The organism is Mycobacterium sp. NGS27 (genome assembly GCF_059813005.1).
The window spans coordinates 23,706-35,619 of record NZ_JCALDT010000003.1 but is presented as its reverse complement, the minus strand read 5'-3'; the positions used below and the strand labels follow the sequence as shown (position 1 = coordinate 35,619).

The following is an 11,914-nucleotide window of genomic DNA, read 5'->3' as shown; positions in this document are numbered from 1 at the left end:
GTGACGAATACGGCCATCCGCTCGGGCATCGACCTGAGCTTTGTCGACGAAAGCATCCGCCCCCAAGACGACCTGTTCGGTCACGTCAACGGCCGCTGGCTGGCCGAATACGAGATACCCGCAGACCGGGCGACCGACGGCGCCTTCCGCCAGCTCTACGACCGCGCCGAAGAACAGGTGCGCGACCTGATCGTGGAGGCCAGCCAGCAGGGTTCGGCCGCCACGGACGACGACGCGCAGCGCATCGGCGACCTGTATGCCAGCTTCCTCGACGAGGACACCGTGCAGCGCCGCGGCGTGCGGCCGCTGCGCGACGAGATGTCCGTGATCGACGACGCCGCCGATGCCGACGCGCTGGCCCGGGCCATCGGCGCGCTGCAGCGCACCGGCGCGGGCGGCGGCGTCGGGGTGTACGTGGACACCGACGCCAAGAACTCGGCCCGCTACCTGGTGCATTTCACCCAGTCCGGCCTCGGGCTGCCCGACGAGTCCTACTACCGCGAAGAGCGGCACCTCCAGGTGCTGGAGGCCTATCCGGCGCACATCGCGCGGATGTTCGCCCTGGTGTTCGGCGGGGACCCGGCCGACCACGTCCAAACCGCCGAACGCATCGTCGCGCTGGAGGGCAAGCTCGCCGAGGCGCATTGGGATGTGGTCAAGCGCCGCGACGCCGAGCTCAGCTACAACCTGCGCACGTTCGCGCAACTGCGTGACGAGTCGGTGGGCTTCGACTGGGCGGGCTGGGCCGCCGCGCTGGGTGCGAGCCCCGAGTCGCTGGCGGAAGTGATTGTGCGCCAACCCGATTACCTGCGCACCTTCGCCGAGCTGTGGCGCAACGAGGACCTCGAGGTGTGGAAGAGCTGGGCGCGGTGGCGGCTGATCCGCGCACGGGCCTCCTGGCTGACCGACGAGCTGGTGTCCGCGGACTTCGACTTCTACGGCCGGCTGCTGACCGGCGCCGAGCAGATCCGGGAGCGATGGAAGCGTGCGGTGTCGCTGGTGGAGAACCTGATGGGCGACGCCGTCGGAAAGCTGTATGTGCAGCGGCATTTCCCGCCCGGGGCGAAGGCCCGCATCGACGAGCTGGTCGCCAACCTGCGTGCGGCGTACCGGATGAGCATCAGCGACCTGGACTGGATGACGCCGCAGACCCGGGAGCGGGCGCTGGCCAAGCTGGAGAAGTTCACCGCCAAGGTCGGCTATCCGGCCAAGTGGCGCGACTACTCCACGCTGGTGATCGAGCGCGACGACCTGTACGGCAACTACCTGCGCGGGTACGCGGTCAACCACGATCGTGAGCTGGCCAAGCTGGGCGGGCCGGTGGACAGGGACGAGTGGTTCATGACGCCGCAGACGGTCAACGCGTACTACAACCCCGGGATGAACGAAATCGTCTTCCCGGCAGCGATTCTGCAGCCGCCGTTCTTCGACCCCGAGGCCGACGACGCGGCCAACTACGGCGGGATCGGCGCGGTGATCGGGCACGAGATCGGGCACGGCTTCGACGACCAGGGGGCCAAATACGACGGTGACGGAAACCTGGTCGACTGGTGGACGGATGCCGACCGGACCGAATTCGGTTCCCGCACAAAGGCTCTCATCGAGCAGTACGACGCTTACACTCCGCGGGGCCTGGACGGCGACCACCACGTCAACGGCGCTTTCACCGTCGGGGAGAACATCGGCGACCTGGGTGGCTTGTCGATCGCGCTGCTGGCCTACCAGTTGTCGCTGAACGGCCGGCCCGCCCCGGTGATCGACGGCCTGACCGGCGTGCAGCGCGTGTTCTACGGATGGGCCCAGGTGTGGCGCACCAAATCCCGTGAGGCGGAGGCGATCCGGCGCCTGGCGGTGGATCCGCACTCGCCGCCGGAGTTCCGGTGCAACGGCGTGCTGCGCAACATGGATGCCTTTTACGACGCCTTCGACGGCGCCGACGCCGGCGCGCTGTTTTTGGAGCCGGGCAGCCGGGTCAAGATCTGGAACTGACGCTCACGGCCTCGATCCGCGCGGGCACGTGCTTGTGCCACGGCGTGCCGGCGTAGGGGTCGCGCCACCCGGTCGACGTGAGTACGTTCGGGGCCACACCCGGAGTGACGGTGCGCCCCTCGGCGTCGCGGTAGTCGAGCCCAAAACCGTTGGGCAGGGCGGCATGACCGGCCATCATCGTCTCGGTGATCTCCACGGTGGCCTCGGCGCTACCGGCCGCTGTGCTGATGCGCGCCCGGCACCCCTGCGCCAGACCGAGCATCTGGGCGTCCTCGACGCTGATCCGCAGTGCGCCGTCGGTGTCGCGTTTGCGCCAGGTCGGGTCGCGGAAGATGTCATTCGCGGTGTAGGCGCGCCGCTCCCCCACCGACAGCACGATCGGGAATTCAGGGGTGGTGAGCCGGGACGGGGTGCGGGACAGCGTCTTCAATTCGTCGAGCATGGACGGAATCTCCAGCGCGATCTTGTGATCGGCGTGACCGATCAGCGCGAAGTCGTCCTCGTAGTTGTGCACGGTGAAGGTCACCCCTGACGGGGTGGCCAGGATCGCGTCGAACAGGGCGTTGCCGTCGGCGTGCCCGGCGCGCCGCACCGCATCCGGATAGCTCAGTGCGGTTTTCTGGGCAAGCCCCCACAGGGCGGCCGCGCCGCGCAGCCCCTCGGGCAGTGTCGGCCCGAGCGTTTCGTACAGCACATACGGCAGCAGTTGCGCCACAGTGGGATTGGTCGCGGCGGCACCGAGGAACGTTTCGGTGTATGCCTGCCGGCCATGTCGGGCCGCTTCGTGCAGCGGCCGCAGATCCGCGTCGTCCACGACGCCGAGCGCACGGACCAACCGCGCCCAGATCTCGGGTTCGTCCAGGGTTCCCGGCAGGGGCTCCATCAACGCACGGCGCAGCTGGAAGGTATTGCGCGGGAATTCGAGGTTGAAGAAGGTGGCCTCCGGCTTCTCGAACTGGGACGCCGCGGGCAGCACATAATGCGCGAGCCTTGCCGTCTCGGTCATCGCGACGTCGATCACCACCATCAGTTCCAGCGCCTGAAAAGCCTCCCGGCAGGCGGCCGAATTGGCCAGCGAGTGAGCGGGATTGCTGCTTTCCACGATCATGGCCCGGAACCGGTCGGGATGGTCGGTCAGGATTTCCTCGGGCACCACATTGCTGGGCACCAGTCCGCTGATGATCGGGGCGCCGGTGACGGGGGTACGGCCGGAGAACTGGCCGAACAATGGGGCGAACGACGAATGCAGGTGCTGGCCACCCTTTTTCGCGAAGTTGCCGGTGAGGATCCAGAGCAACTTGTTCAGATAGGAGCACAGGGTGCTGTTGGGTGCCTGCTGCACGCCAAGGTCTTCGAACACCGAGACGCTGGCGGCCGTGCCGATGCGCCGCGCCGCTGCGCGCAGCAGTTCCTGGTCCACCCCGCACTGCTCGGCGTAGTCGGCCACCGACACCTCGCGCAGCGCCGCGCGCACGGCATCCGCGCCGCGCACATGCTCGGCGAGAAATGTTTCGTTGCAAAGGTTTTCCTGCACCAGGATGGCGGCCAGCGCGGCCAGACACCATGCGTCGGTGCCGGGTCGGACCCGCAGGTGGAAGTCGGACATCTTGGCGGTGTCGGTGACCACGGGATCGATGACGATCATCGAACGGGCCGGATCCTTGGCGATCTCGTTGAGCACCACCCGGGCCCGCGGAAAGCTCTGCGACATCCACGGGTTCTTGCCGACGAACACCGCGACCTCGGCGTGTTCGAACTCGCCCCTGGTGTGGCCGCCGTAGAGGTGTCCGTCGATCCAGGCCTCACCGGTCTTCTCCTGCGCCAGCGCATTCGAGCGGTAGCGCGAACCCAGCGCCTTCAAGAAGGCGCCGCTGTAGGCCCCGCCCAGGTGGTTGCCCTGGCCGCCGCCGCCGTAGTAGAAGATCTTGTCGCCGCCGTAGCTGTCGCGAATGCGCTTGAATCCCTCGGCGATCTCCACGATCGCCGTGTCCCAATCGATCTCCTCGTAGCTGCCGTCCGCGCGGCGGCGCAGTGGTGAGGTCAGCCGGGCGCCGCTGTTCTGGTAGTGGTCCAGCCGCAGCGCCTTATTGCAGGTATAGCCCTGCGAGGCCGGGTGCGCCTTATCGCCGCGGATGCGGGCCAGCCGGCGGTCTTCGACTTGGACGACGATGCCGCAGTTGCATTCGCACAGGATGCACGCGCTGGATTGCCATTCACCGGTCATCGCGGATTTCCTTTCCCTGGCCCCGCAGGGGGCGATGCCGCCAGCAGCAGATCGCGCAGCTGGCGGTGGACGACGTCGAGGGGCGTCAGGTCACGACGAACCCGCGCCAGCACGATCGCGCCCTCGAGGGAGGTGGTCGCGAGGATCGCCAGTTCGCGTGCCCGCTCCGGCGGAATCCCGTCCGCGATGAACCGCGTGGCGATCAAATCCGTCCATCGGTCGAAGACCGCGGCGGCGCGCTCGATCACCATGCGTTCGGCGTCGTGCTGCTCGCCCGCTTCGACGGAGACCGCCACGATGGGGCAGCCGGCGCGGAAGTCGCTGTCGAGTAGCTGCCGGCGGTACTTGTCGATCAACGTGTCCAGCAGTTGCGGGCCATCGTCGGCGCCGGCGATCACGGCGGCGACGTGCTCACCCGCATAGTCGACCGCCTCGCAGAGCAATTGCGTGCGGCCGCCGGGGAAGTAGTGGTAGGCCGAGCCCCGCGGCGCGCCGCTGTGCTCGAGCACGTCGGAGATCGCGGTGGCGCGCGCGCCCCGCTCCCGGATAAGCAGCGCGGCGGAGACGACCATCCGCTCGCGTGGACTACGCATCGCAGCTCCTCAGCGGTCTCGGCGTATGTATGATGCTATACATAATCGCCGCGGCCGCGAAAGACCCGCGCACACACGTCCTTAACGCCAAGACGCAAAATCGCCCATTTCCGAGGGAAATGGGCGATTCTGCGCTGTCGCGAAGGGTCTAGTTCATCCAGTCGGCGGAGCCGTCGTTCTTCTTGTACGAGCCGCCGCTGGAGTTCTTCACCACGATGGGATCACCCGGACCGAAGTTGTCGAAGAACCACTTCGCGTTGCTGGGGCTGATGTTGATGCAGCCGTGGCTGACGTCGCGCTTGCCCTGGTCGTCGACCGACCACGGCGCGCTGTGCACGTAGTCGCCGACGTTGTCGAAGCGCACCGCGTCCTCAACCGTCACCTTGTAGCCATACGTCGAGCTCACCGGCACCCCGTAGGTCGAGGAGTCCATCACCACCGAGGCCTTCTTGTCCTGCACGTAGTAGGTGCCGTTGGGGGTCTGGTGGTTGCCCGACGTCATGCCCATCGACATCGGGAAGGTCTTCTCCACGGTGCCGTTGCGGGTGATGGTCAGCTGGTGAGTGGCGTCGTCGGCCGTGGCGATCAGCGTGTCACCGGTCTGGAAGGTGGACACGGTGCCGCCGGCGTCGACGGTCACCGCGGTGTGCGCGGGCCAGAAGTTGATCGGGCGCCAGCGCAGCTGGGTCGGGGTCATCCAGTAGAACTTGCCCGGCACCGGCGGAACCGACGAGACGTGCACGGCGCCGATCGCCGCGTCGGCGTTCTCGACCGTTCCGGGGAAGTTGATGATGATCGGCTGGCCCACACCCACCGTCGAGCCGCTCTTGGGGACGAACGACGGCGGCCCGAACGGCGCCGTGCCGGTGAACGGCGTGGCGTTCTGCCCCTCGGCCGACGTCGCTGCGGGCTGGGCGTTGGGCGGAGCCCACGGCGCCGGCGGCGCCAGCGGGTTGGGCGGCGGCGGGGCCGCCAGCGGGTCAGCCGGAGGCGGGGGCGCCAACGGATCGGGCGGCGGGGGCGGCCCGGGCGGAGCGGCGACGGCACCCGGGTCAGCGGGTGCCGGGTCCGGATCCGCCGATGCGGGAGCCGCACTCAGCACCAGCGCCAAGCCCACGACGGACGCCAAACCGGTTGTGCTCAGAGCGGCGAAAAGGCCCTTCCTCGTCCCGGCCCTCGTCCAGCCTGACATACGCATTACCTCCACTCGGTGTTCTCGACACAGTGTGGCATAGCAGCCACGCCAGCTACCGTCACCGACGGATTGCCGCGACACTAAAGGAGTGCGTTCACGCACTTGACCTGCGCGGCTATGAATCGGGTGAGCTTGTCGGAGCAACGTCCAGCATCCGCCGGTTGGCCGCGATGCCGGCCAGCGCGACGGCCATCAGCGCTGCCGAAGCCGTCAGCATCATCGTGACGCTGCGCTCGTACAGCAGGCCGCCGACCAGTGAGCCGGCCATGATGCCGACCTGGAACGCGGTGACGTAGAACCCCGACGCCCCGTCGGGGTCGTCGGCCCCGTTGCGCATCGCGGCGGATTGCATCATCGGCGAGACCGCGGTGGCCATCGCCCCCCACAGCACGATGGCGGCGGTTCCGATCAGCGCTGTGGCCACGCCGGCCCGGCCACCGAACGCCAGCCCGGTCAGCGCCACGAAGGCCGCCGTCAACCCCGTCATGCACAGGATGACGGCGCTCTTGGGCCGGTGATCCAGCGGCCGCGCCACCAGCGGCAACGACAGCAAACCGGCCAGCCCGTAGGCGGCCAGCACGAAGGCCAGGTTGGGCCCCCGCACGCCGAGGACGTTGCGGATGATCTCGACGATGAACGTGTAGGACACGAAGTGGCCGGTGACCGCGATCATCGCCAGCACGCTCACCAGAATCAGCCGGGGGTTGCGGTGGTGTCGTGACCTGGGGCCGACGTGGGCGAGCTGGTCCTCGGTGAGCACCATCTCCGGCAGCATCAGCCGGGCGGCGAGCGTGACGGCGGCGGCCGCGACGGTGACGCACACGACGGCCAGGCGCCACCCCCACATCAGGCTCAAGGCCGCGGTGAGCGGGCTCCCCACCACCAGCGCGAGGCTGGTACCGACGTAGATCGACATGGTGGCCCGCCCGGCATGGCTCGGCGGCACGAGCCGGGTCGCGATCGGTGCGATGACCGCCCACAGCAGGCCGTGGGTGATCGCGCAGAGCACCCGCCCGGTGGCCAGCACCGCAAAATTAGGCGCCAGTGCCGAGATCGCCTGCGAGGCCGTCAGGCAGGTCAGGCTGAGCATGAGCGCGCGCCGCCGCGGCCAGTGCGCGGTCCAGCGCACCAGCGGAAACGTCGTCAGGGCCGCCACGAAGGCATACCAGGTCAACAGCGTTCCCACCGCGAACAAACTGACGTGCAGGTCGCGAGCGATGGCCGGCAGCGCGCCCACCGGCAGAATCTCGGCGGTGACGTAGGTGAAGGCCGCGGCCGCCAGCACAGCCAACTGAGCCGCGATCCGTGGGGTCCACGTTCGCGCGGCAGCGTTGATTTCGGCAGTCATGGCTTCTGTATCGGCCGGACTACCCACTTCCTGGGTTGTCGCGCCTAATGCGATCACACTGCCTTACCGTACGGACCGCAACTACGCCTCCCCCCGCATCAGGGCCGTAGCGAAGGTCTCAACTGCATCACCGATCAAGAACGAACCAACCGCGCGATCGCGGCGGACGCCTCGTCGAGCTTGGCTTGGGCATCGTCGCCGCCCTCGGCGACGGCGCGGGTGACGCAGTGGTTCAGGTGCTCGTCGAGCAGGTTCAGGGCGACCGACCGCAGCGCGCTGTTGACGGCGCTCACCTGGGTGAGCACGTCGATGCAGTACTTGTCTTCCTCGATCATCCGGGCGATGCCACGCACCTGGCCCTCGATGCGTCGCAGCCGCTTCGCGTAGTTGTCCTTCTGCTGCGAATACCCGTGGTCGTTCGTCACCCCGCCAGCTTATACCCCGTTGGGGTATCCCCCGGTCAGCTGGCCACGGCGTTCCCGCATACTTGAGCGATGCCCCCCACCACCGATTCGGCCCCCGCCGCCGACATCAAGCCGCGTAGTCGTGACGTCACCGACGGCCTGGAGAAGGCCGCCGCCCGGGGCATGCTGCGGGCCGTAGGCATGGGAGACGAAGACTTCGCCAAGCCGCAGATCGGGGTGGCGTCGTCCTGGAACGAGATCACCCCGTGCAACCTCTCCCTGGACCGGCTCGCCAAGGCGGTCAAGGAGGGCGTGTTCTCCGCCGGTGGCTACCCGCTGGAATTCGGCACCATCTCGGTGTCCGACGGCATCTCGATGGGCCACGAAGGCATGCACTTCTCGCTGGTCTCCCGCGAGGTGATCGCCGACAGCGTCGAGACGGTGATGCAGGCCGAGCGGCTCGACGGGTCGGTGCTGCTGGCCGGATGCGACAAGTCGCTGCCCGGGATGCTGATGGCCGCCGCACGACTCGACCTGGCCTCGGTGTTCCTCTACGCGGGGTCCATCCTGCCCGGGGTTGCCAAGCTGTCCGACGGCAGCGAGCGCGAGGTCACCATCATCGACGCGTTCGAGGCGGTCGGCGCCTGCGCCCGGGGCCTGATGCCCCGCGAGGACGTCGATGCCATCGAGCGCGCGATCTGTCCCGGTGAGGGTGCGTGCGGCGGCATGTACACCGCCAACACGATGGCCAGCGCCGCCGAGGCGCTCGGGATGTCGCTGCCGGGCAGCGCGGCGCCACCGGCGACCGACCGCCGCCGCGACGGGTTCGCGCGGCGCAGCGGTGCGGCCGTCGTCGAGCTGCTGCGGCGCGGCATCACCGCCCGCGACATCCTCACCAAGGAGGCCTTCGAAAACGCGATCGCGGTGGTGATGGCGTTCGGCGGCTCGACGAACGCGGTGCTGCACCTGCTCGCCATCGCCCACGAGGCCGGCGTCGAGCTCTCGCTCGACGATTTCAGCCGGATCGGGTCGAAGGTTCCGCACCTGGCCGACGTCAAGCCCTTCGGCCGCCACGTCATGTCCCACGTCGACCACATCGGCGGCGTGCCGGTCGTGATGAAGGCGCTGCTCGACGCCGGTCTGCTGCGCGGCGACTGCCTGACGGTGACGGGCGCGACGGTTGCCGAGAACCTGGCCGAGATCGCGCCGCCCGACCCGGACGGCAAGGTGCTTCGCGCCCTGAGCAATCCCATTCACCCGACCGGCGGGATCACCATCCTGCGCGGATCGCTGGCGCCCGAGGGGGCGGTGGTGAAGTCGGCCGGTTTCGATTCCGACGTGTTCGAGGGCACCGCAAGGGTTTTCGACGGCGAGCGGGCCGCGCTGGACGCTTTGGAGGACGGCACCATCACCAAGGGTGACGCCGTGGTGATCCGCTACGAGGGCCCCAAGGGCGGGCCCGGCATGCGCGAAATGCTGGCCATCACCGGCGCCATCAAGGGTGCGGGTCTGGGCAAGGACGTGCTGCTGCTGACCGACGGCCGGTTCTCGGGCGGGACCACCGGCCTGTGCGTCGGACATATCGCGCCCGAGGCGGTCGACGCCGGACCGATCGCCTTCCTGCAAGACGGCGACCGCATCCGCCTGGATGTGGCCAACCACGTGCTCGACGTGCTGACCGATCCTGCCGAATTCGAGTCGCGCCGAAAGGATTTCACGCCGCCGGAGCCCCGCTACAAGACCGGGGTGCTGGCCAAGTACGTGAAGCTGGTCAGCTCGGCCGCGATCGGCGCGGTCTGCGGCTGATCGCCGCCCCGGGCCGTAAGGTTCGGCCCGGGGCAGGCGAACCGCCTTGCGGTCTAGCGAAGTTCGCGACTACGCGCGCGTGTCCGCCGCGCGAGTGCGCATGCCGAAGTAGGTCGCGTTGAGGCCCAAGAACGTCAACAACGCGCCCGCAACGACATTCGACCAGACCATGCCGGCGCTCAGCGTGACGCCCGGCAGGATCCAGGTCGAGACGATGACCCAACCGCCCAGAACCGGCATCGTCCAGGTCATGCCGTGCGCGCGATCCAGCGCGGTCGCGAACCCGTAGGCCAAGAACGCCGCCGCGATCCCCGCGATCAGGTCGGACGTGGTGAGCGATGCCGTGGCGTTGAATCCGACGATCCACGGCGACGCGGCCACATACAGGCCCGTCAGCAGGGCCAGTCCGAACGTGACATGCGCGCTCATCGACTCGGCGACGCGCTCATAGCGCGCACGCAGAGCCAACAAATCGGGATGGTGATCGATTGATGAATGGACTGTACTCATTTTGTGACCTTTCTGTTATGCAGCAAGCCTTTTGAGCCCAACTGCACCCATCCATCTGGCGTCAAGATTACGCCGGCGCACCATGGCCAGCAACGAAAAGCGGCGCCCGACTGGGCCGCTCCGCGGGGTCGTATCGATAAGGCGCGTAGCGTCTTAGGGCATGGATATCGTCGACCGGCTGCGCCTCGATGTACCAGTCGGGCAGGCCGGCATGGGCGGCGGACTGGCGGGCCCGGCGCTGGCGGGCGCGGTCGCCCGGGCGGGCGGGCTCGGCACGCTGGGCATCGACACGCCCCGCCGGCTACGAACGTCGATCGAACAGGTGCGCGCGCAGGCGCCTGACCGCGCCGTGGCGGTAAACCTGTTGCTGCCCTTCGTTCATCGTCGTCACGTCGCGGTCTGCGTCGACGCCGGCGTGGACGCCGTCGTCCTGGCGTTCGGCGACAAGCGTGGGCTCGTCGCGCACCTGCGCGATGCCGGGGTCTTCGTCTTCGTGATGGTAGGCACCGAGGCGCAAGCGCGTGCCGCGATAGCCGGCGGCGCCGATGGTTTGATCGCTCAGGGACGCGAGGCCGGAGGGCATCTCGTGGGCACGATGGCGGCACTTGATTTTTTACCGCACGCCCTCGCCGTGTCCGCCAACCGCCCGGTCTTCGTGGCCGGTGGCATCGCCACCGGCGCCGACACCCGCGCCGCGCTGGATGCCGGCGCCAGCGGTGTCATCGCCGGCACACGATTCCTGTTGACGCACGAAGCCAACGCGAACCGCGAGTACCAGCGGCGAATCCTGCAGGCGGACAGCACGATCGAAACCAACCTGTTCGGGCTGAGCTGGCCGCTGCGCCACCGCGTCGTGCCCAACGCGGCCACCCGGCGGTGGTGCGGCCACGACGGGAAGGCCAAGGCGCTCCCTTCTGCCCTGAACGCGGCCAGCCGCCCGCTGTCGGCTCTGGGTTATTTCGATGCGGGGCCGCTGATGCGCCTGCAGTCGCCCGCCTTCCCGTTCTTCACGCCGCTGGCGCCGGTGGCGGGCGTGCCCGACTCCTGGTTGGACAGCGCGGCTTTGTACGCGGGCGAAACCGCTTTGCGGATAGGCGAACTCACCTCCGCCGAGCAGGCCGTCGCCGACCTCACCCCGCGCTACACCTAGCGCACCAACGCGAGCGCGAAGCCGTCCCAAGGCTTGGCGCCCACCGTCTGGATCACCGCGGTGTCCAGCCGCGGATCCTCGCCCATCGCCTGCAGCGTTCGCCGGACAGCCTGCGCCTGGGCGTTGGATTCCGGGTCGAGGATCTGTCCCTGCCGAATCACGTTGTCCGCCACGATGACCGCGCCGGGACGGGCCAGTCGCACCGACCACTCCAGGTAGGCGGGGTAGTTCTCCTTGTCGGCGTCGATGAAGATCAGATCGAAGGGACCGGTCACCGTCGGCAGCGTGTCCAGCGCGGCCCCGACGACCACCTCCACCCGATCGGCGAGGCCGGCCCGCTCGAGGTTGGCCCGCGCCACCTCGGCGTGCTTGGGCTCGTATTCCAGCGTCACCACCCGGCCCTGCGGGCCGGCGCCGCGCGCCAGCCAGATGGTGCTGAAACCGCCGAGCGTGCCGAGCTCGAGGATGCTGCGCGCGCCGGTGGCACCGGCGAGCAGGCTCAGGAACTTTCCCTGCTGGACCGATACCGCAATCGGGGGCAATCCGGCCGCACTGCTGGCCTCCAGGGCGGCGCTCAAGGACGGATCGTCCTGCACCACCGTGCTGTCCAGAAATGCGTCGACGTCTTCGGGGGTTGGTTTCTCGGTCATTTCGCCCACGCTAGCCGCGCCCGACCGGGTTGGCACGGCAAGCCG

General features: G+C 68.6%; 10 protein-coding genes. 3 read left to right on the top strand and 7 right to left on the bottom strand.

The genetic code is table 11. From position 1 onward, the window contains the following. Positions 1-1,989, top strand: a complete 1,989-nt coding sequence (locus AC5Y30_RS08715; RefSeq protein ID WP_499917720.1) for a M13 family metallopeptidase — start codon at positions 1-3, stop codon at positions 1,987-1,989. Here the strand turns inward: AC5Y30_RS08715 and AC5Y30_RS08710 are convergent. The 5 genes from AC5Y30_RS08710 to ricR form a co-directional block, all read right to left on the bottom strand. Then, positions 1,973-4,213: a molybdopterin-dependent oxidoreductase gene (locus AC5Y30_RS08710; protein ID WP_499917719.1), complete on the bottom strand. Its 2,241-nt coding sequence runs from the start codon at positions 4,211-4,213 to the stop codon at positions 1,973-1,975. The two genes, AC5Y30_RS08715 and AC5Y30_RS08710, sit on opposite strands and share 17 nt — an antisense overlap. After that, positions 4,210-4,806, bottom strand: a complete 597-nt coding sequence (locus AC5Y30_RS08705) for a TetR/AcrR family transcriptional regulator (RefSeq protein WP_499917718.1) — start codon at positions 4,804-4,806, stop codon at positions 4,210-4,212. Before AC5Y30_RS08705 ends, AC5Y30_RS08710 begins: the two co-directional genes overlap by 4 nt. 148 nt (positions 4,807-4,954) lie before the next feature. Then, a complete protein-coding gene (locus AC5Y30_RS08700; protein WP_499917717.1) occupies positions 4,955-5,998 on the bottom strand; it encodes a L,D-transpeptidase in 1,044 nt (347 codons plus the stop codon). Positions 5,999-6,116: 118 nt separating this feature from the next. After that, a complete protein-coding gene (locus tag AC5Y30_RS08695) occupies positions 6,117-7,349 on the bottom strand; it encodes an MFS transporter (protein WP_499917716.1) in 1,233 nt (410 codons plus the stop codon). A gap of 134 nt (positions 7,350-7,483) precedes the next feature. Further along, positions 7,484-7,774, bottom strand: coding sequence for a copper-sensing transcriptional repressor RicR (ricR, locus tag AC5Y30_RS08690; RefSeq protein ID WP_112634682.1), 291 nt, complete (start codon positions 7,772-7,774; stop codon positions 7,484-7,486). Positions 7,775-7,843: 69 nt separating this feature from the next. Here ricR and ilvD point away from each other — a divergent pair, with 69 nt between their 5' ends. Further along, positions 7,844-9,559, top strand: coding sequence for a dihydroxy-acid dehydratase (ilvD, locus tag AC5Y30_RS08685; RefSeq protein WP_499917715.1), 1,716 nt, complete (start codon positions 7,844-7,846; stop codon positions 9,557-9,559). A 69-nt stretch (positions 9,560-9,628) separates the two neighbouring features. Here ilvD and AC5Y30_RS08680 read toward each other — a convergent pair whose 3' ends face one another. Beyond that, complete coding sequence (locus tag AC5Y30_RS08680; RefSeq protein ID WP_499917714.1) at positions 9,629-10,069, bottom strand: SPW repeat protein; 441 nt, start codon at positions 10,067-10,069, stop codon at positions 9,629-9,631. Between the two features lie 160 nt (positions 10,070-10,229). Here AC5Y30_RS08680 and AC5Y30_RS08675 point away from each other — a divergent pair, with 160 nt between their 5' ends. After that, positions 10,230-11,219, top strand: a complete 990-nt coding sequence (locus AC5Y30_RS08675; RefSeq protein ID WP_499917713.1) for a nitronate monooxygenase — start codon at positions 10,230-10,232, stop codon at positions 11,217-11,219. Here the strand turns inward: AC5Y30_RS08675 and AC5Y30_RS08670 are convergent. Then, a complete protein-coding gene (locus AC5Y30_RS08670; protein WP_499917712.1) occupies positions 11,216-11,869 on the bottom strand; it encodes an O-methyltransferase in 654 nt (217 codons plus the stop codon). The two genes, AC5Y30_RS08675 and AC5Y30_RS08670, sit on opposite strands and share 4 nt — an antisense overlap. Positions 11,870-11,914: the final 45 nt, after the last annotated feature.